We start from the raw sequence: 24,179 nt of genomic DNA on the forward strand, positions 1-24,179 counted from the left end.
TGGGTAATGAACTCTTGTCTTCAAACGAAAAACACCTCCATTAAATTTGCATACTTAGTATGCGAATTCAGGAGGTGTTTTTTTCATGTACCACTATTCGGGTTCACTTCACATATAGAGGGCTTTTATTTTATCTAGCTGCAGTGGCTAGAATGATCGGTGGCTTCGCTTCTTCCTTCGAGGCAAAAAGCGCCTTTTGCAGGAAAGAACCTTAGCCACCGGGCCTAAACAGTCGGCTTCACTTTTATTTCACCCAACCGAGCAGCATTTCCCGCACGAATTTGCTTGCTGCGACTGGTGTTTGATCACTATGGTCGTAGACTGGAGCTACTTCTACCAAGTCTGCTCCAACTACATTTATATTTGAATTTGCAATTGCTACGATGGAATCTAATAATTCTTTAGATGTGATACCGCCAGCTTCTAACGTTCCTGTTCCTGGAGCGTGAGCTGGGTCTAATACATCAATGTCGATTGTGACATAGACTGGGCGGCCAGCAAGTTTCGGTAATACTTCTTTTAACGGTTCTAATACGTCAAATTTGTATAAGTTCATACCTACTTCTTTCGCCCATTCAAATTCTTCCTTCATTCCAGAACGAATTCCGAAAGAATATACGTTTTCCGGACCAATTAAATCACACACTTTACGAATTGGTGTAGAGTGGGATAAAGGCTCCCCTTCATACGATTCACGTAAATCAGTATGAGCATCCATGTGGATGATTGCTAAATCCGGATATTTTTTTGCCATTGCCTTAAAAATTGGCCAAGACACTAAGTGCTCACCGCCGAGACCTAGTGGAAACTTATCGGCATCTAAAAGTTTTGATACATACTCTTCAATCATGTCTAAGCTGCGTTGTGCGTTTCCGAATGGTAATGGGATATCACCCGCATCAAAATATTTTACCTCTTCTAGTTCACGATCTAAATACGGGCTATATTCTTCAAGACCGATTGATACTTCACGAATACGTGCAGGGCCAAAACGAGATCCCGGACGGTAACTTACTGTCCAATCCATAGGCATCCCATAAATAACTACCTTTGACTCTTCAAAACTTGGATGACTTTTAATAAATACTTTACCTGAATAAGCTTCATCAAAACGCATATTCTTTTCCTCCTTATGTGGAACTTAAGGTATCCCAACCTTTCACTATTTCTCAAATTTGGAGCGAATTGCTCCTCTTTCTCGATTTACCGGGTCTTCTTTTTAACAACAAGAAGACGATTTTCTCTACAGAAGTGTAAGTAGCTAGCATGTTCAAGTCTTCTGGACAAACACCTTAAATGAGCTACTTACACTTTATTTGTTTGATACAATTCTCTTACTTAATTAAATCGCCAACAAATTTCGGTAATGCGAATGCTGCATTGTGTAATTCTTTTGTGTAGTATTTCGTTTCGATTTCGTGGAAACGCTCTTCACTTACTTCTAATGGATCATGTTTTTTAGATCCAATTGTGAACGTCCAAAGACCACTTGGGTAAGTTGGAATGTTTGCTGTGTATAAACGAGTGATTGGGAAGATCTCTTTTACGTCTTTAAACACAGTTGTAATTAACTCTGGTGTGAACCAAGGGTTGTCCGTTTGTGCAACGAAAATACCATCTTCTTTTAACGCTTTTGAAATTCCAGCGTAGAAGCCTTTTGTAAATAGGTTTACTGCTGGTCCTACTGGCTCAGTAGAATCTACCATAATTACATCGTATTCATTTTCGCTTTCTGCGATATGTAGGAAACCGTCTCCTACTTTTACTTCTACACGCTCATTATCTAATGCGCCTGCAATTGATGGTAAGTATTGTTTAGAGTACTCAATTACTTTTCCATCGATTTCAACAAGAGTTGCTTTCTTTACACTTGGGTGTTTTAACACTTCACGAATAACACCACCATCACCGCCACCAACAACTAATACGTTTTCAGGGTTTGGATGTGTAAATAAAGGTACGTGCGCTACCATTTCGTGATAAACGAACTCGTCCTTTTCTGTTGTCATAACCATGCCATCTAAAATAAGCATGTTTCCGAACTCTTCCGTTTCAACCATATCAAGTTTTTGGAATTCTGTTTGCTCCGTATGTAATGTGCGGTTAATACGCGCCGTAATCCCAAAATGTTTTGTTTGTTTTTCAGTGAACCATAGTTCCATCGTACAATCACGCCTTTCAATGCAAATTTATAATAGGGACATCATTAATGTCCCCTAACAAAAATAAAACAAAACATCCAAAATGTATAGTTAAAAGTACAAAAATACCGAAAATATATTTTAGTCAGAGGGTTCTAACATATGTGCGGAAAGGGTTTGCACCGTAAAAGGAAAGAAAACCCTTTCTTAAGAAAGGGCTTTTGTCTCTATTTCTACTGGTTTACGAATTGGAATTAGGATCATAATACAACCAACTAACACCACAATTCCACCTACTAAAAACGGACTTTGTGGTGAAACAGTATGACCGATAATTCCTGATAAAATCGGAGCAATCGCACCACCTAACCAACGAACAAAGTTATAAACACCTGACGTAACAGATCTTTCATAAGGTGAAATATCCATTACATAACTTGTGTATAATGCATTGTTTAAGCCAGACGCCAATCCTGATAAAACGATAAGAGTAATTTGTAACCACATAATTTTCACAAAGAATAGTGCAATTAAGAAAATCGCAAATACGAGTAAACTACCCTTCAATAATGTTTTTGGTTCATATTTCCCTTCTAGCTTATGTGCTAAAATTGCAGAACCGTAAGCTAACGCGAGTCCCCATCCGCAAAATACAAAGCCTAATTGAATAGCTGATAAATGCATAATAAGTGGTGAATATGCTAACACGACAAAAAATCCGTAGTAGTATAGCATCCCTGAAATGGCACCTTGCATAAATGGTTTATACTTCACCAGGTTAAGTAATTCCCCTACGCCAGCAGCCTTACGCTTCACTTTTCGTTCTGGTTCTTTTACAAAAAAGAATACTAAAATAAATGCTAAGAAAATTAAAATACTCGTCGCGAAAAACGGATAACGCCAAGAATGACCACCTAATATCCCGCCTAATAACGGTCCGCCAGCCATACCTAAGCCGATAGCTGCTTCGTATAATCCTACTGCTTCATGAACTTCTTTACTTAATGCAATCAATAAAGTCATCGCCGTCGCGAAGAACATCGCATTCCCTAATCCCCATCCAGCGCGGAAAAGAGATAATTGAGCAATCGTTTGTGACATACCACATATAAACGCAAATACAGTCACAATCGCAAGACCGATTGTCATCATCCGTTTATCACCAAATCTCGATGCAAATATACCAGCTGGTAACATCATAATTGCCATCGTTAAAATATAAGCGGTAAATAACATTTCAACTTGCCAATGCGATGCACCAATTTTCTCTGCAATAATCGGCAAAATTGGGTCGACTACTCCTATACCCGAAAAGGCAAGGAAGGTAGCCACCACTGTAATCAATCTCCCTAGTTTTTGTTTGCTCTCCATTTTGATTACTCTCCTTTTGTGCTCTCTAAAAATGTTACTGCACGATGTAAACTATCTTCTAGTTCTGCCTTTACACGTTGCATTTGCTCCATTTTTTCGTCTAACGTTTGCACTTGTTTTTCAAGCATATCTTTAATTTCTTGAATCACTTCACGATCACGAGGATTTTCGCTATTTCTTCTTTGCTCCATTCTTTCTTTTAGTGATAAGAAATGCTGCATTTCTTGAAGTGTGATTCCTAGCACTTCTTTCGCTTCTACAATTCTTTTAATTCTGGCAATATCCTCATCCGTATACAGACGGATATTTCCCTCACTACGTTCTGGGGGATGAATTAAACCAATTTCCTCATAATAACGAAGTGTACGTTTTGTTAAACCGACTTGCTTTGTTACTTCATCAATTTTATACATGTTTATTCCTCCCTTCACTTGATTATTACATTTTACGTTAACGTTAACTTTTCTGCAACTGTTAGACTTTTGTAAATGTTTGTCATATTCAATTGTATTTTCCCTAAAGCAGTTTCATAATAAAAGAAAAGAGATAATAAGGAGAATTTCACATGAGTAAACCACTTATTTTCGCTCACCGCGGAGTAAAAGGAACACATCCCGAAAATACGATGATTGCCTTCCAAGAAGCAGAACGCATTGGTGCTCACGGAATTGAACTCGATGTCCACTTATCAAAAGATGGTGAACTTGTCGTAATTCACGATGAAACCGTCGATCGTACAACAAATGGCGTTGGACTTGTTTCTGAAAAAACGGTAGAGGAACTACAATTATTGGACGCTGGTAGCTATAAAGACCCTTCTTTCCATGAAGCAAAAATCCCAACGTTGCGTGAGGTTTTCATTTGGCTTTCCACAACGAACTTACAACTAAATATTGAATTAAAGACAGATGTTATTCATTACCCAAATATTGAGGAAAAAGCTGTTGCACTTGTGCGTGAATATCATCTTTCTAATCAAATTGTATTTTCATCATTTAACCATGACTCTGTTTCATTATTAGCAGAAATTGCTCCTGAAATCCCAAGAGCAATTTTATATGATACACCACTTACTGATCCAATTTCCGAAGCAAAACATAGAGAAGCAAGTGGATTACATCCAAACTTCCAGTTATTAACGAAAGAATTTGTGCAGTTAGCACAAGAGCAAGGATATGTTTTCCGTCCATATACAATTAACGAATACAAAGATTTACAAACTATGATTGATTATGGTGTAGATGTCATCATTACCGATTGGCCAGCACGTGCCTTTGAGCTCCTTTCTTAATGGAAGGAGCTTTTTATTTTCGAAATTTCATTGTTTAAAATAAACGAAAACCCTCAATACTAATACAATAACGCTTGTATTAATGAGGGGCTGAAAAAAGATGGATCAAACTATGAATCCAAAACTTAAAAAATATAAACGTCTTTTCTTCACCGCAATGTTTTCGTGCGTCCTTTTCTTCGTTTTTTCTTTTTTTGTTATTATTATAGTTGCAAAAATTATGGGACCTCCTCCTGTTGCGGTCCCGCAAACAAGCGTCTTTTACGCAAACGATGATACTGTTATTGGACAAAGTAACGAAATTCAAAAACGTTACAATGTCTCTCTTAATGAAATTTCACCTTATGTAAAAGAAGCGACCCTTTCTATTGAAGATCAAAGATTTTATAAACATCACGGCTTCGATGTGAAACGGATTGCAGGTGCAATTGTTGCTGATTTAAAAGCGATGGCAAAGGTACAAGGAGCTAGTACAATTACACAACAATACGCGCGTAATCTGTATTTAGATCATGATAAAACGTGGAAACGAAAATTATTAGAGGCAATGTACACTATCCGCCTTGAAGTAAACTATAATAAAAATCATATTTTAGAAGGATATTTAAATACAATTTATTACGGACATGGCGCTTATGGCATCGAAGCTGCGTCCCGTCTATATTTCGATAAAACGGCAAAAGAGTTAACATTAGCAGAAGCTAGTATGCTGGCAGGTATCCCGAAAGGGCCAAGTGTCTATTCTCCCTTTTTGAAAGAGGATCGCGCTAAAGGACGACAAGCTCTCATATTAGATGAAATGGTGAAGCAAGGATATATTACGAAGCAACAAGCAACCTTAGCGAAGAAAGAGACACTAACTTTTGCCTCATTAGATACGAAAAAAGTAGCAGAGGTCGCACCATATTTCCAAGATGCTGTACAAGCTTCGCTTCTTCGTGATGTTGGATTAGACGAACAAGCTTTACAACGAGGTGGCTTACGAATTTATACAACGCTAGACCCTAAACTACAAGCTGTAGCAGAACAAGCTGTAAAAGATCATATACCTGACACAACAAACATACAAACTGCTCTCGTCTCTATGAATCCAACGACAGGTGAAGTGGCTGCTCTTGTTGGTGGAACTGATTATAATATGAGTCAATTTAACAGGGCTACACAAGCCGTTCGTCAGCCTGGTTCTACATTTAAGCCATTTCTATATTATGCGGCATTAGAACGAGGATTCACGCCTGCTACGCGCTTAAAAAGCGAATATACTGTATTCACCCTAGGTGACGGCGTTTCAAAGTATAAACCGAAGAACTATAAAGATTATTATGCAGATGATTTCGTAACGATGGCACAAGCTCTCGCAGTCTCTGATAACATTTATGCTGTGAAAACGAATTTGTTTTTAGGAGATGACACGCTAGCAAAAACAGCGAAACAATTTGGAATTAAAAGTGCATTAAAAGATGTGCCTTCTCTAGCTCTCGGTACATCACCAGTAAAACCAATTGAAATGGTTAACGCTTATAGCATGTTCGCAAACGGTGGAAAAGAAGTAAAACCTACTTTCATTCGCCGCATTATGGATCATGAAGGAAATATATTATACGATGCTCATTTAGAGAGTAAACAAGTTCTCGACAAGAGCAAAGCGTTTGTAATGGAAGAAATGATGACTGGTATGTTTAATAAGAAACTAAGCAGCTATGCTGCTGTAACTGGCCAATCGATGTTATCAAAATTATCAAGAACATATGCCGGCAAATCTGGTTCTACTGAAACGGATAGTTGGATGATCGGATTTACTCCGCAAATCGTAACAGGTGTATGGGTCGGATATGATCAACCTAAATCTATTTCAAACGTAGCAGAACAGGGGTATGCGAAGAAAATATGGACTGATACGATGGAGAAGGGCTTAGATGGACAGCCTAAAAAAGAATTTAAACAACCAAGTGACGTCGTAGCGGTTAATATCAATCCAGAGAACGGTAAAATTGCTACAAAAAATTGTCCTATTTCTGTGAAAATGTATTTCGCTAAAGGTACCGAACCGACTGAATATTGTATGGATCACGTCGATGATAAAGAAGAATTTGAAAAAACAACTGAAGAAAAGAAAAAAACAAATTGGTGGAAAAAATATCTTCCTTGGTAAAAAAAATAGCTGACGGGCATCCGTCAGCTATTTTTTATTCACTTAATAATGCACGGCGCAATTCTTCACTAGATTCGTTCCAAATCGCTTCATTATGTTCTTTCAAGAACGTACCAAGTACCTTTTTAGATGATTCATCCATATGGTCAACCATAATGTGACGCTTCAATGATTTATCCATTTTATTTACGTGTTCTGGAAGTGATTTATATCCGCGGCGAATCTCACGGTCAACTGTCATTTCACAAGCTGTTACACCTGCGTAATACGCACCTGTCGCAGTTCTTTCAATTGTTACCCAAACAAGCCAAAATGGTTTTCCATTTGGAACTTCATCTTTATTTGTTAAAAACTTAATACCTTTTTCTACTGTACTACGCGCATGCATCGCACCGATATCAACGAATGCAGTCTTCTCTAGTACATCAACAAATACAGGTGAAATGTTTTCTAAGCTTAATGCTCCAACACCAAATCCACCATGTCCATCTGTTGAATCATTTTTCACGATATTAAAACCGATTTTTTTCTTTTTCTCTGTCATATGTAAAATCCTCCTCACTTAAAAATTATAAAAGGCCAAAAATAGGCGCAATGATGCTGTCTAAAAATACAAATACATGCGGAATAACTACCTGGAAAATAGGTTGAATTGTGTAATTACTAAGCGGTGTAATAACGAGAATTAATAACGCAATTGCCCCGTATTTTTCATACTGTGTCATTTTTGCGCGAATATTTGCTGGCGCTAAATCTTCCACTACGCGATACCCATCAAGTGGCGGGATCGGTAATAAGTTAAATACAAGTAAAACGATATTCAGCATAATAAAAATCTGGAAAAATTGAGCTAACGTATCTGCCACTGCAGATGGAATTGAGTATAATACACCAAATTTTAATAAGCTATACCAAATAATTAAACCAATTGCACTTAAAATTAAGTTACTAATCGGCCCTGCAATTGAAACTAATATACCTGCCAGACGCGGTCTTTTAAAGTTATATGGATTAACAGGAACTGGTCTTGCCCAACCGAATCCAAGAATTAATACTGCAATCAAACCGATAGGGTCTAAATGGGCCATCGGTGATAACGTTAAACGCCCTTGTCTCTTTGCTGTATCGTCCCCAAATTTATATGCAACATATGCATGTGCAAATTCATGAACGGATAGTGCAATAATAATTGCCATTGCTACTAACGGAATTTCGTGCAATGGATATCTAAATAACTGATCCATACTTCATCTCCTCTTCCATATGTCAAAAAAAGAAATTATTTGTTTTTTCGATTGTTCTTCCCCATAATCCGCTATAATAAGAGTGTAACTTACATAAAAGGAGCGATTGTACATGCCATACGTAACAGTGAAAATGCTAGAAGGACGCACAGAAGAACAAAAGAAAGCTCTTGCTGAGAAAGTAACAGCAGCAGTAAGCGAAACAACTGGTGCTCCTGAAGAAAACATCGTTGTTTTCATCGAAGAAATGTCTAAAAACCATTATGCAGTTGGCGGAAAACGCTTAAGCGACAAATAATTTCAAGTTTTTTCATAAGAAGCAGCCATTAGCTGCTTCTTATTTCTTTCCTTCTAACAACTCAATAATTCTCTCTTTATATTTTCCTTTTCTTCCATCTTCATAGATTAAATCATGTGGATAGAATAGCTTTTGATCCGTTCTTTTCTTACCTGTAATCGCCTCAACAATATCCGACTCACGTGAAAGCTCTCTAAGCTCTCCGTTTGGCATAAGAAGTAGGATTGGTAGACGCTCTTCTTCTTCTCCTGCACGATAAAAGTCATACGGTAAGTCTGATGTTGAATCAACTACTAAATAATACTCCGGATCAAGTCCAATCTTTTTAAATAAACTACTTAATTCCATCCAATTATCTAAACCGTGTTTATCTGTAAACTCTACATATTTAAATAGATTTCGATTCATAAAACGGCGGCATAAATCGCTTAAAATTGGATCTTCTTCTTCCTGCCATACTTGGAAGTAGTAATACATAACGTTCTCGTCTAACTTTAAATAATCCTCTACTGTTACTTCTTCTTCAAATAAAGAATAGAAATGAACAGGATGATTTTTAAATGTATAATACTTCTCGTGCAGTGATTTCGCACGGTGTAAAATCTTCGTTAAAATAACTTCTGCACTTCGCGTTACCGGGTGGAAATATACTTGCCAATACATTTGATAACGACTCATAATGTAATGCTCAACAGCATGCATACCACTATTTTTAATGACTACTTGATTCCCATACGGACGCATTACACGCAGTATACGTTCCATATCGAAGTTTCCGTACTTTACGCCTGTAAAATAAGCATCTCTTAATAAATAATCCATACGATCCGCATCAATTTGACTCGAAATCATACTAATCGCTAATTTATTAGTAGACGTTTTTGCAATTACATCTGCTACCTTTTGTGGAAACTCCTTATCAACACGACTTAATACATCATTAATCTCCGTATCGCCAACGATAATCTTTTGCGTAAATTTCTCATGATCTAATGAAAATACTTTTTCAAACGAGTGAGAAAATGGGCCGTGGCCGACATCATGAAGTAATGCCGCACATAAACATAACAATCTATCTTCAGCATTCCAATTTGGTCTGCCATCAAACACATCATCAATCATACGACGAATAATTTCGTATACACCTAACGAATGAGTAAAGCGACTATGCTCTGCACCGTGAAATGTAAAAAATGTCGTTCCAAGCTGCTTAATACGGCGCAAGCGTTGAAATTCTTTCGTTCCGATTAAATCCCAAATAACACGATCACGCACGTGCACATATTTATGTACTGGGTCTTTAAACACTTTTGTTTCGCTGAGTTTGTCGTTTAAATATACCACTTTCCGACATCCCCCTTTCTTTACTACATTCTTACTTTATATTATAAACGAAATGAGAAACAGAAAGAAATGAAAGACTGTATTAATTCCCTTTATAAAAAGAAAAAATCACCTTTACCGAAGTAAAAGTGATTTCCTTTATACATTATTTACCTAAAACGAATTCAGCAACTTCGTCTAAGATCATATCTTTCCCAAGTGGGAAGTAACCTTTGTTTAAGTCTTCATTTTTAATTGTAAATACGTGGTTGTTTTTAACAGCGTTCATGTTTTTCCAAATTGATTCTTCTTGGAATTCTTTCAAGCGCTGAGAACCGTCACCAGTTGTAAACACGAATAAGTAATCTGGGTTGTAATCGATTAAAGCTTCTTTTTGTACTTGTACTAACGGTTTATCAGTTGGTGTACCTTTAACTGCTGGTAGTTTTAAATCATTAAAGATTACGCTACCGTAACCGTAGTCACCGTATACGCGGAAAGCATTTGGATATGCAGCCATTTTCATAAATGTTGCTTCACCAGTTTTAGCGACGATTTTGTCATGTAATTTGCTTGCTTTTTCATCATACTTTTTGAACCATTCTTTTGTTTCTTTTTCTTTACCGAAGATTTGACCTACTTCTTCAAATTTTGGACGCCATTGATCTAATGGAGTGTTTAACATAACTGTTGGTGCAATTTTAGATAATTGATCATAAATCTTTTCTTGACGATTATTTACAAGAATTAAATCTGGTTTTGCAGCAGCTACTGCTTCGATGTTAATTTTATCGCCCCAAGCAGAACCAACTGGTTTAACGTCTTTTAGTTTCTTTTCAATATGTGCATCAATTTTTTCTTGAGATGTATTAGCAGTAATAACCGGTTTCATACCGAAAATTAATAATTCTTCTGTTGAACCACTAAGGTCAGCAATTTTCTTTGGGTTTGCAGGAATTTTAATTTCCCCTTTTGCATGTTTTACAGTGCGCTCTTCAGTCTTTGCATCTGCTTTCTTTTCTTCTTCTTTGTTAGAACAAGCTGCAAATAGTACAGAAGTCACAACTAGTACCATTGCTAATAGTGCCATTTTAAAATTCTTCATGTTCCCACTCCTTCTAGCTGTATTTATCTTATAAGTTACAACGAACTATAAGAAACAAAGATAACAATTAATTAATATATATTTATTAATTGTTGTTAATAACCCATTCTAACGGGCGTTCAACTTCCCATTCTTATATAAGAAGCTCAACGTCCATTAGAAGTCCCCCTCTTCACGAGGGGGTTCTACTTATGCTTTTTTACGCAATTGATTACTAATCATCGCTAAATCATATGTTAAACAAATTGGCTTACAGTTTACTGGACATGGAACGATTTGAGCTTCAATCTCAAATACGTTACGAAGTGTTTCACTTGTCATAACTTCATCTGGCGTTCCTTGTTTCATTAACTTACCTGCTTTTAATGCAATCATATGATCGGAGAAACGAGAAGCGTGATTTAAGTCATGGATAACCATAACAATCGTTCTACCTTCTTCTTCATTTAACTTTTTCAATAAGTTTAATACTTCTAATTGATGAGCCATATCTAAGTACGTCGTTGGTTCATCCAATACAAGTAATTCTGTTCCTTGTGCAAGAGCCATTGCAATCCAAACACGTTGACGTTGACCGCCTGATAGCGCTTCTGCTGGACGATTCGCAAATTCTTTCATTCCTGTCACTTCAAGTGCCCAGTTAATGTAGCGATAATCCTCTTCTTTCAACGTGCCAAACCCTTTTTGATGAGGGAATCTTCCATATGACACAAGCTCAAATACAGTAAGACCCGTTGGCACTTCTGCAGTTTGTGGTAAAATCGCCATTTTCTTTGCAATTTCTTTCGTTGGCTGTTTCTCAATTGCTTTTCCGTCAAGATAAACAGTACCTTGCTTTGCCTTCAAAATACGAGACGCCGTTTTTAATAATGTGGACTTCCCACAACCATTTGGTCCAATAATTGTTGTAATTTTCCCTTCCGGAATTTCAACTGTTAATCCATCAATAATTAAACCTTCATTATAGCCAACCGATACCGCATCCACCGCTAAAGTTGCCATACGAAAAGCCTCCCTTTATTTTGTCCTCATAAGTAAATAAATAAAATACGGTGCACCAATTACAGAAATAACAAGACCGACTGGTATTTCTGAAGTTGTTAGTACACTTCTTGAAATTACGTCTGCGAATAAAAGTAAAAACGTTCCTATTAGCGCAGCTGTGGGCAACATAATTTGATGTTTACCACCAACAAGGCGCCTTGCTAAATGCGGGGCCATTAAACCGATAAAGCCAATTCCGCCGGCAACAGCAACAGATGCCCCTGCTAAACAAACTGCAATAAATAATAATTTACGCCTTTCTTTTTCTACGTTTACACCAAGGCCAACTGCTGTAGAATCGCCTAGGTTCATTACATTTAATATGTGTGCTTTACTTATAGCAAGCGGTAAGAAAATAACCATCCATGGAAGTACACTTAATACGAATTTCCAATCTGTACCCCATAGACTTCCCGCCAGCCAAATCGTAGCAAAACGAAAATCGTTAGATGTCATCTTCATAGAGAAAATTAAACTAACAGCTCCAAATCCAGCTGCAACGGCAATACCGACTAGTATTAATCGAGTCGATGAAACGCCGTCTTTCCATGCTAGTAAATAAATAATTACCGCTGCTAATATCGCTCCAACTAGTGCGAAGAATGGGAGAATGAATACAGATAAAAATGTACCAGTCCCTACTTTCCCGAAGAAGAAGTAGACGAATATAACAACTGTTAATCCCGCTCCAGCATTAATACCTATAATACCTGGATCAGCAAGCGGATTTCGTGATAAACCTTGCAAAATCGCGCCTGACATAGCTAAAGCAGATCCGACTAGTATAGCAATTACCATACGCGGCATACGGAATTCAAATAAAATAACAGACTGATCTTCAGCCCCTAGTCCAACCAATGACTTTAATACGTCCATTGGCGGGATTTTAAAAGTTCCTGTATTTAAACTAATAAGAAATATAGAAACGATTAGTCCTACTAAAATCGTTAATATAGAAATGTTCTTTTTTGTTAAGACACTCGTCCTCACATCTTTCCTCTCCCTTCATTACGTGCTAAGTAGAGGAAGAATGGAACCCCAATTAGCGCTGTAATTGCTCCAATTGGCGTTTCAAATGGCGGGTTAATAACGCGAGATAACATATCTGCACATTCAATTAACAGCCCACCTAAGACCGCAGAACATGGAATAACCCATCTATAGTCCGAGCCTACGAGGAAACGAGTCATATGCGGAATTACAAGACCAACAAATCCAACTGATCCTGCCATGGAAACTGCGGAACCCGTTAAAACAAGAACAAGTACTGTTCCGATAAATTTAATCAATGTCGTATTTTGACCAAGTCCAATCGCAATTTCTTCACCGAAGCTCAAAATTGTAATATATCTCGACATCATAATTGCGATAAAAAGACAAATAAGGCCAATTGGCACTAACATATTAATACTTTGCCATTTCACTCCAGCGACTCCGCCTGCATTCCACATACTCACCTCTTGGGCAAGATTGAAATACAATGCGATTCCAGATGAAATTGCTCCTAATAAAGCACTAATAGCTGCACCTGCTAAAGCTAATTTCACAGGTGTTAATCCACCTGGTGAAGAAGATCCAATTCCATATACAATGCTTGCACCAAACGCAGCTCCAATAAAAGATGCGATAACAAACATTAAATAAGGTGAATTAGGGAAAAATGCATACATAATTGCAATTCCAAATACAGCTCCATCTGTAATCCCCATTAACGATGGTGAAGCAAGTGGATTTCGCGTCATACCTTGCATAATTGCTCCTGATACCGCTAAAAAGGCACCTGCAACTACGCCCCCTATTGCTCTAGGCATGCGAAGCTCTTGAATTACGTTATGATGTGTAATAGATCCATCAAACTGAAATACAGCTTGCCATACAGTCTTTAAACTAATATCTGCAGCCCCAAAAGAAATAGAAACTGCCATGCTTAAAGCTAACAAAATTGTACCCGCTACTAAAATAATAGAAGCGATGAGCGGTCTGCTCTTAATCTCTTTAACATTCTCTTCTTGCTGTTCTATACTGCTTGCGCTCGCTTCCATCCCTCAACCATCCTAACCAAAAACATATATTTATTGAAATGAAATTTATTCTCAAATAGTAATAAAAAAATTAGGTGAATTGTTATTTCCCTGATAATGATTCTCAGAATCAGACACTTCTATTCTACCTATCGCTTTAAAAGACTGTCAACCATTATTTTGAAATATAAATTTATACAAATTGGTATTTTAATACAAAAGTTATGTTCATCCTTTAGAAAATGTTCGTCCACACAAGAGTACTTTCGCAGAATAAATCATTCCTCTTATGGGCATAAAAAAAGAAGAGTAATCTTTTCACTCTTCTTTTTCTTACTTATTTAACTTTGCTTCAATTTTCACGATTAACTCATCTTCTGTTGGAGCCGCAACTGGACGGTTATTTACAAATGCGAATGATTTTTTACGACCAGGACCACAGTAAGACTGACATCCAACTTCAATCGTTGCACATGAATCTACTTTTTTTAACTTCGGAACTAACGTTTTAATGTTCGTTGCCTGACAGTCATCGCACACGCGAAACTCGTTTCCCATTACATAACACTTCCTCTATTTTAAACTTTTCTCAAGTACATTTAAAAATAAACACTAAATGGTATTTTACCGCTCTTTGAAGCTCGTTGCAAGTTTCCCTACAAAGCCTATTCTCTACATAATGATACATATTTATATGCTCTCCTACAGAAGCGCTCACCATTCATGGGAAAATTTTTACCTTTCATCGAAATCTACCATATTTTTAAAAGCTTTGTATAAAAGTTTATTTTTTTGCCCATTATAAAAATAGGAAGTTCATAAAAAGAAAGGGAGTTGAATCTATGAAAGTAAGACAAGATGCTTGGACAGATGAGGATGATTTATTACTTGCTGAAACGGTACTTCGTCATGTTAGAGAAGGAAGTACGCAATTAAATGCATTTGAGGAAGTAGGGGATCAGTTAAATCGTACATCTGCTGCTTGTGGTTTCCGCTGGAATGCTGTTGTTCGCTATAGCTATGAACAAGCTCTTCAACTAGCAAAAAAACATCGTAAAGATAAAATGCGTGCTGCAAGCGGTGAACAAGCGAAAAAACGTTTACTTTATACACCACCAGCTTCAGATTCGATAACTGATTATGAAGAATTAGTACAAGAAGAATCAATCGTACAATATAAAGAAGCTATTCCATATCAAGAATCTACTGCTCCTGCTGCAAGAAGCTCTATGACAATGCAAGATGTTATTTATTTTTTACAAACAGTCGGATCTTCAAATATAAAAGTGACAGCTCTTGAAAACGAGAATACGAGATTGAAACAAGAAATTAAAGCACAAATCCTTCGGAATGAGGAACTAGAAAAGAAACTAGAAAAATTAGAAAAGCAATCTCATACTGTACAAGAAGATTACGAAACACTTATGAACATTATGAACCGTGCTCGTAAATTGGCAGTCATGGATGACGAAGAACGTTCTCAAACATCTTTCCGAATGGACCGAAACGGTAATTTAGAAAAAATTGCAGAATAAAAAGGATGCATGTAATGCATCCTTTTTATTCTTTCACCTTTAAGCTCCCCCTTTATATGTGAGAAAACTCCATTCTTCATTTTTTGCTATAATAGAGATTGTCATTTTAAAGATAAGGGGTTAGTTATATGAGCAATTCCCGTTCCATTTTATCTCAGCCAGAGTGGCGCATTGTAGATCAGTCTAGTTTAGGACCAACATTCCATGCACTTCAGTCATTCGCAATGGATGACACATTATGCACAAGCATTGGAAATGGCAAGTCAGCCGCAACAATGCGTTCTTGGGTTCATCACAATACAATTGTCCTTGGCATTCAAGATTCACGCCTTCCGCATTTAGAAGAAGGTATTTCTTTTTTAAAACAACACAACTTCAATGTTATTGTTCGTAATTCTGGCGGGCTTGCAGTCGTGCTTGATGAAGGTGTTTTAAACGTATCACTTTTATTCCAAGAAACAGAAAAAGGTATCGATATTGATCTTGGATACGATACGATGTGGCATTTAATTAAGGAGATGTTAAAGGATTACAACGTTACTATCGAGGCAAAAGAAATTGTTGGCTCTTACTGTCCTGGTAGTTATGACTTAAGTATTCGCGATCAAAAATTCGCTGGTATTTCACAACGTCGTATTCGCGGCGGTGTCGCTGTCCAAATTTATCTCTGTGCTACCGGAAGTGGCTCTGAGCGTGCCGCACTCGTTCGTGATTTCTACAACCTAGCAATTCAAGGAGAAGAAACACGCTTTACGTACCCTGAAATTGTACCAAGTACGATGGCCTCACTCTCAGAATTACTTGGCGAAACCATTACAGTACAAGATTTAATGATGCGTCTTTTAAAAACATTGCAGCAATTCGCTCCAAAGTTAACACCATCTCAATTAACAATAGATGAGATTCCTTTATATGAGACGAATTTACAACGCATTATTGATCGTAATAATAAAGCACTTGGCTTAGAAAAATAAAGACCGTCGCTATAATAGCGACGGTCTTTATTTCAATTCATTATAGAATTAAAGTGCTTGAGCTGCTGTAATTAAAGCTAACTTGTACACTTCTTCTTCGTTACATCCACGAGACAGATCATTTACAGGCATGTTTAAGCCTTGTAAGATTGGTCCTACTGCTTCGAAGTTACCTAAACGTTGAGCGATTTTGTAGCCGATATTACCAGCTTCTAAGCTTGGGAATACGAATACGTTAGCATCACCTTTAATTGTAGAACCTGGAGCTTTTTTCTCAGCTACAGATGGTACGAATGCAGCATCGAATTGGAATTCTCCATCTAAAGTTAACTCAGGAGCCATTTCTTTTGCAATGCGAGTTGCTTCTACAACTTTTTCTGTTTCTGGAGATTTCGCAGAACCTTTTGTAGAGAAGCTTAACATAGCAACGCGTGGATCAATGCCGAATAACTCAGCAGTTTTCGCACTTTCGATACCGATTTCAGCTAAATCTTGGCTGTTTGGTGCAATGTTAATTGCGCAATCAGCGAATACATATTTCTCTTCTTCACGTACCATGATGAATACGCCAGAAGTTTTTGTAACGCCTGGTTTTGTTTTAATAATTTGAAGTGCTGGACGAACTGTATCAGCTGTAGAGTGAGCTGCACCACTTACTAAACCGTGTGCTTTGCCCATGTATACAAGCATTGTACCGAAGTAGTTTTCGTCTTTAAGGATTTTGCGAGCGTCTTCTTCAGTTGCTTTACCTTTACGGCGTTCAACGAAAGATGCTACCATTGCATCCATTTCTTCGTATGTAGCTGGGTCGTAAATATCAACGCCTGCTAATGTTAAATTCATGCTAGCAGCTTTTGCGCTAATTTCTTCCTTATTACCAACTAAGATTGGTTTTACTAACTCTTCTTTTGCTAAACGCTCTGCAGCGCCTAAAATTCTTTCATCAGTTCCTTCAGGAAGTACGATAGAAATGCCTTTTCCTTGAACTTTTTCTTTTACTGTTGTAAATAAGTTGCTCACGAATAAACCCTCCTACATATGTTAAAAAAACTCTATCTTTAAGAATACTGCTTTTCTTCTATATTTTAAACTTATAGCTCCCAAAAAATAGATAAAATAAAAATGATTATATTTTCATAAAATTCAGCCGTTAAATTCACCTTGCTTAAACACTTAAATGTGACAATTTTATGCGCCAAGGTTTTATATAGATGATTTTAAAACTATATATGCTATAGTTAACGTGTAAAACTATCATTAACTGAGGTGAATAGAATGAGTGAAGCAACAACAACGTTAGATGGCTGGTATTGTTTACATGATTTACGTTCTATTGATTGGGCTGCATGGAAAACATTATCTAGCGACGAACGCGGACAAGCAGTGTCTGAATTTTTAAATGTCGTTGAAAAATGGAACGAAGTAGCTACTGCGAAAAAAGGTAGTCACGCAATGTATACAGTTGTTGGCCAAAAAGCTGATATTATGCTTATGATTTTACGTCCAACAATGGAAGAGTTAAATGAAATTGAGACAGAATTGAATAAAACAACTTTAGCTGAATATATGGTTCCTGCATATTCTTACGTATCTGTTGTTGAATTAAGCAACTACCTTCCAGCTGATGAGGATCCATACCAAAACCCGCAAATTTTAGCTCGTTTATATCCTGAATTACCGAAAGCAAATCATATTTGCTTCTATCCAATGGATAAGCGTCGCCAAGGTGATGACAACTGGTACATGCTTCCTATGGAAGAACGTAAAAAAATGATGTACAGCCATAGTAAAATTGGTCGTCAATACGCAGGTAAAGTACGCCAAGTGATTTCAGGATCTGTTGGATTCGACGATTTCGAATGGGGCGTAACATTATTCGCTGACGATGTTCTTCAATTTAAGAAACTTATATACGAAATGCGCTTCGATGAAGTAAGTGCTCGTTATGGTGAATTTGGAACATTCTTCGTTGGAAACATTTTACCAGACGAAAAAGTAGAGAAATTTTTACACATATAAATGGTGAAAAGGAACGAAATTCGTTCCTTTTTTTATTCTTCTCTATATTTATCCTCAAAAATCTCCTTTTTTCTGCACTTTTGAAGAAAAACCAACATTTTTTCAAATTTCTTGTAAAATTGTAACCTTTTTATATGTAAAGATATGCTAAAATGATACGAGCTATATGCTAAATAACGATGCGAAGGTGATAATCTATATGAAAAAAATCTTGTCTATTTTACTATTGCTTGTATTGTCAATTTCTTCCTTAGGAGTAACAACATCCCATGCGGAAGAAAAAATACATATTGAGGCGGCTGCTGCACTTTTATTTGATGCAGATACAGGAAAAATACTTCACGAGCAAAATCCAGATGAATTGCTAGCTATTGCTAGTATGTCAAAATTAATTGTTGTTTACGCTGTTTTAGAAGCAATTAAAGAAGGAAAAATCACATGGGATACGAAAGTAAATATTTCTGATTACGCTTATGAAGTCTCTCGTAATAATGAATTCTCTAATGTACCGTTCGAAAAAGGACGTCAATATACTGTAAAAGAATTATATCATTCTATTGTTATATTCTCTGCAAATGGATCTAGTATTGCTTTAGCAGAACTTCTTGCAGGAAGTGAGAAAAACTTCTTAAATCTTGCAAATGAACATGCTAAAAAGCTAGGATTAAAGAAATATAAATTTGTAAACGCTACTGGCTTAAATAACGCTGACTTAAAAGGAAAACATCCTGAGGGTACTGATCCAAATGCAGAAAACTCTATGTCAGCTCGTGATATGGGTATGCTTTCAAAAGCAATGATTACAAAGTATCCAGAAATGCTAGAGGATACAAAACAAAGATTTAGAAACTTCCCAGACAATCACCCAAAACCAATTCGTATGGAAAACTGGAATTGGATGTTACCAGGAGCTGCTTTCGCTTATGAAGGTACTGATGGTTTAAAAACCGGAAGTTCTGATACAGCTGGATACGGATTTACCATTACTGCTAAACGTGGTGATGTACGTCTTATCTCGGTTATTATTAAAACAAAATCAATGGATGAACGTTTCACGGAATCTCGTGAATTAATCGAATATGGATTTAATAACTTTGAAAAACAAAAACTAAAAGTTAATAAAAACAATACAATCTCTGTAGTAAAAGGGAAAGAAGACCAAGTAACTGTTGCACCCGAAAAAGAAATAACAGTAATTGCGAAAAAAGGTAGCAAAGAGCCTTATAAAATTGGAACTGAATTAGATAAATCTCTTTCTGAAGATGGACATTTAGTTGCTCCTATTAAGAAAGATACCAAAGTAGGCTCAATTACTTTAGAATCAACTGATAAATATGGTTTCTTAGACGGTAGTAAAAGTATGAAAGTTACTGCAAAAACGACAGAAGAAGTTGAAAAAGCAAATTGGTTTGTTTTAACAATGCGCTCTATTGGAGATTTCTTCTCAAACTTATGGTCTAAAGTTTTTTAATAAAAAAGCTAGCTCACGCTAGCTTTTTTTATTTTCCTCTCTCAATGTAAAACTTCGTTTGGTTGTCATATCTGAGTCCTTTTTCTCATACGTATGAACTAGTAATTGTTCCACACTTCATCTAGAAATAAACCTCTTTCCAAAAGGTATTACAAAAAGAGAGGTGACACATAATGGGTGTTATTGCTTATAACGAAGCAGATGTAAAGTTGTTAGCTAGACTGATGCGTGCTGAAGCCGAAGGAGAAGGGCAACAAGGAATGTTAATGGTCGGAAACGTTGGGGTAAATCGTGTCCGCGGAAATTGTTTAGACTTTAAAAGTATTCGTAATTTACGTCAAATGGTGTATCAAAATCCTGGTGGTTTTGAGGCAACACAAAAAGGATATTTTTATCAAAGAGCCCGTGAACAAGATATCGCCTTAGCAAGGCGAACTATTCAAGGACAACGTTTTTGGCCCGCTAACTTTGCCTTATGGTTCTTTAGACCTGAAGGTCCTTGTCCACCAACTTGGTATAACCAACAAAACTCTGGTCGCTTCAAAAAGCACTGCTTCTTCCAACCATCTGGTGAAGACTGTCCTAGCGTATATTAAGAGATGAAAATGAGGAGGGATTTTTGAATGGCACAGCAACAAAATCCGTACTATGGAACAGGTTTTTATCAACCATCTGGAACTTATGTCCAACCACAACAAATGACTCAACAACAACAGCAAGCAATGCAACAACAAACAGCTCAAGCTGCGCAAGCTCAATATGCAATTTCTCAAGGCATGTTACCTCTAGAGCAATCCTATATTGAAAATATCCTTCGTTTAAACAAAGGTAAGCAAGCTACAGTTGTAATGACTTATGAACGTGGCAGTTCCCTTGGTACACAATCTTATACAGGTATTATTGAAGCAGCCGGCCGTGACCATATCGTTATTAGTGAACCGCAATCAGGAAAACGCTATTTACTATTAATGATCTACTTAGATTACGTAGAATTTCCAGAAGAAATTACGTATTTACCTAGTCAACAAGCAACTTATACTCCAAGACCATAAAAAAAAGCTGGCAAATGCCAGCTTTTGTTTTTTATAATCCTTTTACAACTGCAGTCCCTACTAGAATCCACGCCACAATAAACGCTACACCACCAAGAGGTGTAATTGGGCCAAAGAACTTAATGCCTGTCGTACTTAATGCATACAAACTACCTGAGAACATAATAATCCCAGCTACCATTAGCCAACCAGCAGTAGTTAAAAGTGATGATTGAACCTTATCCATCAATAAAGCAACTACGAATAATCCACCTGCATGAAACATCTGATATGTAACGCCTGTTTTCCAAACTTCTAACATTTTCGCAGAAATTTTATTTTCTAAACCGTGTGCTCCAAAGGCCCCTAACGCAACAGATAGCCCCGCTGCAATACAACCTAGTAAAAAGAAAATTTTCATCTTAATTCCCCTTTTTTAACTTTATCATAAGCAATTTTTTCATATAAGCCAAACGATTTATCTTCTAAAAATCAAATAAAGAATTACCGTTTGCATCACTTTCTTTTATATATACCGGCTCCCCAGAAACAGGTGCAATTGGTTGCATAGTTGTTACTGGTTGTGATCCAATTACTTGCGATGGAATTTGCGGTTCTCTATATGTAGATGTTTCAACTTGTTCATCTAATAATAAGTCACATAAAGCACGCACAACTAATAAATGTTCTTTTGACTTTTGTCCTTCACTACTTTTTGCCTTCGCAATTTCATTCGCCATTTTATTTAAAATCTTGTCGCTAGATATTTGCATTCCTTCTCACCTCGTACTTTGTAATTCTTTCTCGAATTGCCCCAATTTCTCTACTGAACCAAATACTATTATCATATCACGTTCTTTCAATTTTTCCTGCCCTGCTGGATTATGTATAATATCCCCATTTCTTGAAATCGCTAATATTGTTACATCAAACTGATTCCTTACATTACTCTCTAGTAACGATTTACCAACTAATATTGAATCTTTTCCAACTAGAATTTCTTCAATGACAAACGACTGTTCTATTCCATACAACACTGTATCAATATAATGAACGGTTAATGGATTTGCAATACCTTTTGCGATATGAATACCCGCCATACTAGATGGATTAATAACCTTATTTGCACCGGCACGCCTTAATTTCTCTTCAGTTTCTGGCTTTTCAGATCTCGCCACAATTTTAATCGTATCGTTTAACCCTCTTGCTGTTAATGTAATAAATACATTTTCGGCATCATTTGCAACAATAGCAACTAAACCAGCTGCTTTTAAAATTCCGGCATTATGTAATACTTGATCTTCCGTTGCATCTCCATGTACAAATAAAAGCTTTTCCTGCTCCAATATACTTTCATCTTTATCAACAACGACAAATGGAATATTCTTTTCTTGCAATTCATGTACAACTTGAAGCCCCACTCTACCGCAACCACATACTATAATATGATTTTTCAACTGCGCTATTTGTTTATCCATCTTCTTCCTCCGTACTGCATGAAATAAATTCCCTTCAATAATCATAGCTGCCACTACCCCAATTGCATACGTAACAATACCTACGCCAACAGGAATAATAAGAAGCGCAAATACTTTCCCCGCTTGCGTTACAGGAACAGCATCTCCGTATCCAACAGTCAATACAGTAATCATTGTCATCCAAAATGCTTGAAACAAACTAATCTCTTCAATCGTCATAAATCCTATCGTTCCTAGAATTACAACAAAAGTCATACATATAACTGCTATCCATAATTGCTTACGTGCATTCATACCGTGTTTCAACTCTTTTCTCTATCTACAATCTTTGCCAGTGGAAATAAAATACGTATATACTAGATACGGAATCTATGAAAGAGGTTGATATAATGAAGACATTTCTTTCCGCCTTACAATGGGCACTATTTATTTTAGCTGGAAGCCTTATTGTACCAATTAGTGTCGCAACTAGTTATGGTCTTAATGGCGCTGAAGCTATCGCATTCGTACAAAGAACGTTATTTGTTCTAGGCTTTGCTGGTCTCTTGCAAGCTATATTTGGGCATAAACTTCCTATTCAAGAAGGTCCTGCTGGCCTTTGGTGGGGAATTTTCTCCCTTTACGCAAGTTTAGGCGTCGTATTATTTGGATCAAGCAATGAGACACTTAAAGTTCTTCAATATGCTTTCTTATTAAGCGGTATTATTTGTATTATTCTTAGCGTTTTTGGACTTATTGATAAACTCGTTCGCTATTTTACACCGACAGTCATTGGAACGTATTTATTTCTTCTTGTCGCGCAGCTTAGTGGCTCCTTCTTAAAGGGAATGTTTGGCCTTGATGGAAAACATACAGAAGTACAACCTAACGTATTTATTCTTTCACTCATTGTTATTTTACTATCCTTTTTCATCATGAAGCTACCTATTATTGGACAATATTCCGTTCTTTTCAGTATCGTATGCGGCTGGATATTATTCGCATGTTTCGGATTATCTAATCCAATAACACCAGTGACAGACATAATCCGTTTTCCATCCTTATTTGTTTTCGGAATGCCTCGTGTTGAATGGAACATGGTAATTACGGTCATTTTCGTTACACTCTTACTTCTAACAAATATGTTAGCAAGTATTCGCGTTGTACAAAAGGTTGTCTCTAAATATGAAGAAAACGCTGCATCAGATCGTTTTAAACAAGCTGGCATTATAACAGGAATCAACCAATTGCTAGGCGGCCTATTTTCAGCTATTGGGCCTGTCGCTATTTCTGGATCAGCAGGTTTTATTGCAACGACTAATATTTATAAACGTCTCCCATTTATATTAGGGTCAAGCTTTATTATTGTCGTTAGTATATTTCCAAAGATTACTTCATTCTTTGCAGCAATCCCTGTTGCAGTTGGTTATGCCGCTATTTATCCTGTATTCGCAAGCATGATTGGTCTCGCCTTTCGAGAATACGAAACTGTCCAGGATAAAGAACGATTATTTAAAGTAGCCGGTCTTTCAATCTTTACAGGAGTCGGAGTTATGTTTGTTCCAGCAGGAGCATATTCCACACTTCCACCATTTCTAGCATCGTTTTTAAGTAATGGTCTCGTTCTTGGATCTGTAATGGCAATCTTGCTAGAAATACTATTTTCTCGTTCCGCTGCAAAACAAATATCTTAAATTGGAAA

At 36.8% G+C, this 24,179-nt stretch carries 26 protein-coding genes; 10 read left to right on the forward strand and 16 right to left on the reverse strand.

The window, feature by feature from the left end:
• Positions 1–244: 244 nt before the first annotated feature.
• The 4 genes from speB to ACTFSL_RS25000 form a co-directional block, all read right to left on the reverse strand.
• The gene (gene speB, locus ACTFSL_RS24985) at positions 245–1,117 is read right to left on the reverse strand and encodes an agmatinase (RefSeq protein WP_001209831.1); all 873 of its coding nucleotides are present in this window, start codon (positions 1,115–1,117) and stop codon (positions 245–247) included.
• A 217-nt stretch (positions 1,118–1,334) separates the two neighbouring features.
• Positions 1,335–2,162 (reverse strand): polyamine aminopropyltransferase, encoded by an 828-nt coding sequence (speE, locus tag ACTFSL_RS24990; RefSeq protein ID WP_000424696.1) that lies wholly within the window; start codon positions 2,160–2,162, stop codon positions 1,335–1,337.
• 186 nt (positions 2,163–2,348) lie between these two features.
• Complete coding sequence (locus ACTFSL_RS24995) at positions 2,349–3,512, reverse strand: MFS transporter (RefSeq protein WP_000444228.1); 1,164 nt, start codon at positions 3,510–3,512, stop codon at positions 2,349–2,351.
• Between the two features lie 5 nt (positions 3,513–3,517).
• A complete protein-coding gene (locus ACTFSL_RS25000) occupies positions 3,518–3,925 on the reverse strand; it encodes a MerR family transcriptional regulator (protein WP_000276560.1) in 408 nt (135 codons plus the stop codon).
• 152 nt (positions 3,926–4,077) lie between these two features.
• Between ACTFSL_RS25000 and ACTFSL_RS25005 the strand changes: the two genes are divergently transcribed.
• Entirely contained in the window at positions 4,078–4,803 is a 726-nt protein-coding gene (locus ACTFSL_RS25005; protein WP_000042779.1) for a glycerophosphodiester phosphodiesterase, read from the forward strand.
• Between the two features lie 100 nt (positions 4,804–4,903).
• Complete coding sequence (locus ACTFSL_RS25010; protein ID WP_440042578.1) at positions 4,904–6,955, forward strand: transglycosylase domain-containing protein; 2,052 nt, start codon at positions 4,904–4,906, stop codon at positions 6,953–6,955.
• Positions 6,956–6,989: 34 nt separating this feature from the next.
• On the opposite strand, the gene ACTFSL_RS25015 is transcribed toward ACTFSL_RS25010, so the two are convergent.
• Both ACTFSL_RS25015 and ACTFSL_RS25020 read right to left on the reverse strand, forming a co-directional pair.
• Positions 6,990–7,499 (reverse strand): YwhD family protein, encoded by a 510-nt coding sequence (locus ACTFSL_RS25015; RefSeq protein ID WP_000136678.1) that lies wholly within the window; start codon positions 7,497–7,499, stop codon positions 6,990–6,992.
• Between the two features lie 25 nt (positions 7,500–7,524).
• On the reverse strand, positions 7,525–8,199 hold the full coding sequence (locus tag ACTFSL_RS25020; RefSeq protein ID WP_000372445.1) for a site-2 protease family protein: 675 nt from the start codon (positions 8,197–8,199) through the stop codon (positions 7,525–7,527).
• Between the two features lie 112 nt (positions 8,200–8,311).
• Here ACTFSL_RS25020 and ACTFSL_RS25025 point away from each other — a divergent pair, with 112 nt between their 5' ends.
• Positions 8,312–8,497, forward strand: coding sequence for a 2-hydroxymuconate tautomerase (locus tag ACTFSL_RS25025; RefSeq protein WP_001147171.1), 186 nt, complete (start codon positions 8,312–8,314; stop codon positions 8,495–8,497).
• Positions 8,498–8,536: 39 nt separating this feature from the next.
• On the opposite strand, the gene ACTFSL_RS25030 is transcribed toward ACTFSL_RS25025, so the two are convergent.
• From ACTFSL_RS25030 to ACTFSL_RS25055, 6 genes are all read right to left on the reverse strand, one after another.
• The gene (locus tag ACTFSL_RS25030; protein ID WP_000262730.1) at positions 8,537–9,841 is read right to left on the reverse strand and encodes an HD domain-containing protein; all 1,305 of its coding nucleotides are present in this window, start codon (positions 9,839–9,841) and stop codon (positions 8,537–8,539) included.
• Positions 9,842–9,986: 145 nt separating this feature from the next.
• Positions 9,987–10,925 carry an ABC transporter substrate-binding protein gene (locus ACTFSL_RS25035; protein ID WP_000787724.1) on the reverse strand — a complete coding sequence of 313 codons (939 nt, stop codon included), beginning with the start codon at positions 10,923–10,925 and terminating at the stop codon, positions 9,987–9,989.
• A 189-nt stretch (positions 10,926–11,114) separates the two neighbouring features.
• Positions 11,115–11,927, reverse strand: coding sequence for an ABC transporter ATP-binding protein (locus tag ACTFSL_RS25040; protein ID WP_000212068.1), 813 nt, complete (start codon positions 11,925–11,927; stop codon positions 11,115–11,117).
• Positions 11,928–11,942: 15 nt separating this feature from the next.
• Positions 11,943–12,959, reverse strand: a complete 1,017-nt coding sequence (locus ACTFSL_RS25045) for a FecCD family ABC transporter permease (RefSeq protein ID WP_001260757.1) — start codon at positions 12,957–12,959, stop codon at positions 11,943–11,945.
• Positions 12,956–14,011 carry a FecCD family ABC transporter permease gene (locus ACTFSL_RS25050; RefSeq protein WP_000388293.1) on the reverse strand — a complete coding sequence of 352 codons (1,056 nt, stop codon included), beginning with the start codon at positions 14,009–14,011 and terminating at the stop codon, positions 12,956–12,958. The genes ACTFSL_RS25045 and ACTFSL_RS25050 overlap by 4 nt, the downstream gene beginning before the upstream one ends.
• Positions 14,012–14,323: 312 nt before the next feature.
• Complete coding sequence (locus ACTFSL_RS25055; protein ID WP_000526071.1) at positions 14,324–14,548, reverse strand: DUF1450 domain-containing protein; 225 nt, start codon at positions 14,546–14,548, stop codon at positions 14,324–14,326.
• Between the two features lie 284 nt (positions 14,549–14,832).
• Here ACTFSL_RS25055 and ACTFSL_RS25060 point away from each other — a divergent pair, with 284 nt between their 5' ends.
• Entirely contained in the window at positions 14,833–15,525 is a 693-nt protein-coding gene (locus ACTFSL_RS25060; RefSeq protein ID WP_000868358.1) for an RsfA family transcriptional regulator, read from the forward strand.
• Positions 15,526–15,653: 128 nt separating this feature from the next.
• Entirely contained in the window at positions 15,654–16,499 is an 846-nt protein-coding gene (locus ACTFSL_RS25065; RefSeq protein WP_000071944.1) for a lipoate--protein ligase family protein, read from the forward strand.
• 48 nt (positions 16,500–16,547) lie between these two features.
• On the opposite strand, the gene pta is transcribed toward ACTFSL_RS25065, so the two are convergent.
• Entirely contained in the window at positions 16,548–17,519 is a 972-nt protein-coding gene (gene pta, locus ACTFSL_RS25070) for a phosphate acetyltransferase (protein ID WP_000067215.1), read from the reverse strand.
• Positions 17,520–17,774: 255 nt separating this feature from the next.
• On the opposite strand from pta, the gene hemQ reads away from it, so the two are divergent.
• The 4 genes from hemQ (at position 17,775) to gerQ (ending at position 21,041) form a co-directional block, all read left to right on the forward strand.
• Positions 17,775–18,518: a hydrogen peroxide-dependent heme synthase gene (gene hemQ / locus ACTFSL_RS25075; protein ID WP_001287595.1), complete on the forward strand. Its 744-nt coding sequence runs from the start codon at positions 17,775–17,777 to the stop codon at positions 18,516–18,518.
• A 199-nt stretch (positions 18,519–18,717) separates the two neighbouring features.
• On the forward strand, positions 18,718–19,989 hold the full coding sequence (locus tag ACTFSL_RS25080) for a serine hydrolase (protein ID WP_000722870.1): 1,272 nt from the start codon (positions 18,718–18,720) through the stop codon (positions 19,987–19,989).
• A gap of 173 nt (positions 19,990–20,162) precedes the next feature.
• Positions 20,163–20,585: a cell wall hydrolase CwlJ gene (gene cwlJ / locus ACTFSL_RS25085; RefSeq protein ID WP_000538155.1), complete on the forward strand. Its 423-nt coding sequence runs from the start codon at positions 20,163–20,165 to the stop codon at positions 20,583–20,585.
• Between the two features lie 27 nt (positions 20,586–20,612).
• The gene (gene gerQ / locus ACTFSL_RS25090) at positions 20,613–21,041 is read left to right on the forward strand and encodes a spore coat protein GerQ (protein WP_000068652.1); all 429 of its coding nucleotides are present in this window, start codon (positions 20,613–20,615) and stop codon (positions 21,039–21,041) included.
• A 31-nt stretch (positions 21,042–21,072) separates the two neighbouring features.
• Here the strand turns inward: gerQ and ACTFSL_RS25095 are convergent, their stop codons facing one another.
• The 3 genes from ACTFSL_RS25095 to ACTFSL_RS25105 all read right to left on the reverse strand — a co-directional run bounded on the left by ACTFSL_RS25095 (position 21,073) and on the right by ACTFSL_RS25105 (position 22,792).
• Positions 21,073–21,441, reverse strand: a complete 369-nt coding sequence (locus tag ACTFSL_RS25095; RefSeq protein ID WP_000688315.1) for a DUF423 domain-containing protein — start codon at positions 21,439–21,441, stop codon at positions 21,073–21,075.
• Positions 21,442–21,505: 64 nt separating this feature from the next.
• Complete coding sequence (locus ACTFSL_RS25100) at positions 21,506–21,793, reverse strand: YwdI family protein (RefSeq protein ID WP_001167352.1); 288 nt, start codon at positions 21,791–21,793, stop codon at positions 21,506–21,508.
• A 6-nt stretch (positions 21,794–21,799) separates the two neighbouring features.
• Positions 21,800–22,792 carry a potassium channel family protein gene (locus ACTFSL_RS25105; RefSeq protein WP_000993980.1) on the reverse strand — a complete coding sequence of 331 codons (993 nt, stop codon included), beginning with the start codon at positions 22,790–22,792 and terminating at the stop codon, positions 21,800–21,802.
• A 95-nt stretch (positions 22,793–22,887) separates the two neighbouring features.
• On the opposite strand from ACTFSL_RS25105, the gene ACTFSL_RS25110 reads away from it, so the two are divergent.
• Complete coding sequence (locus ACTFSL_RS25110; protein WP_000847046.1) at positions 22,888–24,171, forward strand: purine/pyrimidine permease; 1,284 nt, start codon at positions 22,888–22,890, stop codon at positions 24,169–24,171.
• Positions 24,172–24,179 lie beyond the last annotated feature (8 nt).

The sequence above is a fragment of the Bacillus cereus group sp. MYBK108-1 genome (assembly GCF_051917185.1).
GTDB classification, from domain to species: domain Bacteria; phylum Bacillota; class Bacilli; order Bacillales; family Bacillaceae_G; genus Bacillus_A; species Bacillus_A cereus.

Bases quoted from the DNA above. Each gene is read 5' to 3' on its own strand.
- speB (WP_001209831.1), bottom strand. From the start codon at position 1,117: ATGCGTTTTGATGAAGCTTATTCAGGTAAAGTATTTATTAAAAGTCAT.
- speE (WP_000424696.1), bottom strand. From the start codon at position 2,162: ATGGAACTATGGTTCACTGAAAAACAAACAAAACATTTTGGGATTACG.
- ACTFSL_RS24995 (WP_000444228.1), bottom strand. From the start codon at position 3,512: ATGGAGAGCAAACAAAAACTAGGGAGATTGATTACAGTGGTGGCTACC.
- ACTFSL_RS25000 (WP_000276560.1), bottom strand. From the start codon at position 3,925: ATGTATAAAATTGATGAAGTAACAAAGCAAGTCGGTTTAACAAAACGT.
- ACTFSL_RS25005 (WP_000042779.1), top strand. From the start codon at position 4,078: ATGAGTAAACCACTTATTTTCGCTCACCGCGGAGTAAAAGGAACACAT.
- ACTFSL_RS25010 (WP_440042578.1), top strand. From the start codon at position 4,904: ATGGATCAAACTATGAATCCAAAACTTAAAAAATATAAACGTCTTTTC.
- ACTFSL_RS25015 (WP_000136678.1), bottom strand. From the start codon at position 7,499: ATGACAGAGAAAAAGAAAAAAATCGGTTTTAATATCGTGAAAAATGAT.
- ACTFSL_RS25020 (WP_000372445.1), bottom strand. From the start codon at position 8,199: ATGGATCAGTTATTTAGATATCCATTGCACGAAATTCCGTTAGTAGCA.
- ACTFSL_RS25025 (WP_001147171.1), top strand. From the start codon at position 8,312: ATGCCATACGTAACAGTGAAAATGCTAGAAGGACGCACAGAAGAACAA.
- ACTFSL_RS25035 (WP_000787724.1), bottom strand. From the start codon at position 10,925: ATGAAGAATTTTAAAATGGCACTATTAGCAATGGTACTAGTTGTGACT.
- ACTFSL_RS25040 (WP_000212068.1), bottom strand. From the start codon at position 11,927: ATGGCAACTTTAGCGGTGGATGCGGTATCGGTTGGCTATAATGAAGGT.
- ACTFSL_RS25050 (WP_000388293.1), bottom strand. From the start codon at position 14,011: ATGGAAGCGAGCGCAAGCAGTATAGAACAGCAAGAAGAGAATGTTAAA.
- ACTFSL_RS25055 (WP_000526071.1), bottom strand. From the start codon at position 14,548: ATGGGAAACGAGTTTCGCGTGTGCGATGACTGTCAGGCAACGAACATT.
- ACTFSL_RS25060 (WP_000868358.1), top strand. From the start codon at position 14,833: ATGAAAGTAAGACAAGATGCTTGGACAGATGAGGATGATTTATTACTT.
- ACTFSL_RS25065 (WP_000071944.1), top strand. From the start codon at position 15,654: ATGAGCAATTCCCGTTCCATTTTATCTCAGCCAGAGTGGCGCATTGTA.
- hemQ (WP_001287595.1), top strand. From the start codon at position 17,775: ATGAGTGAAGCAACAACAACGTTAGATGGCTGGTATTGTTTACATGAT.
- ACTFSL_RS25080 (WP_000722870.1), top strand. From the start codon at position 18,718: ATGAAAAAAATCTTGTCTATTTTACTATTGCTTGTATTGTCAATTTCT.
- cwlJ (WP_000538155.1), top strand. From the start codon at position 20,163: ATGGGTGTTATTGCTTATAACGAAGCAGATGTAAAGTTGTTAGCTAGA.
- gerQ (WP_000068652.1), top strand. From the start codon at position 20,613: ATGGCACAGCAACAAAATCCGTACTATGGAACAGGTTTTTATCAACCA.
- ACTFSL_RS25095 (WP_000688315.1), bottom strand. From the start codon at position 21,441: ATGAAAATTTTCTTTTTACTAGGTTGTATTGCAGCGGGGCTATCTGTT.
- ACTFSL_RS25100 (WP_001167352.1), bottom strand. From the start codon at position 21,793: ATGCAAATATCTAGCGACAAGATTTTAAATAAAATGGCGAATGAAATT.
- ACTFSL_RS25105 (WP_000993980.1), bottom strand. From the start codon at position 22,792: ATGAATGCACGTAAGCAATTATGGATAGCAGTTATATGTATGACTTTT.
- ACTFSL_RS25110 (WP_000847046.1), top strand. From the start codon at position 22,888: ATGAAGACATTTCTTTCCGCCTTACAATGGGCACTATTTATTTTAGCT.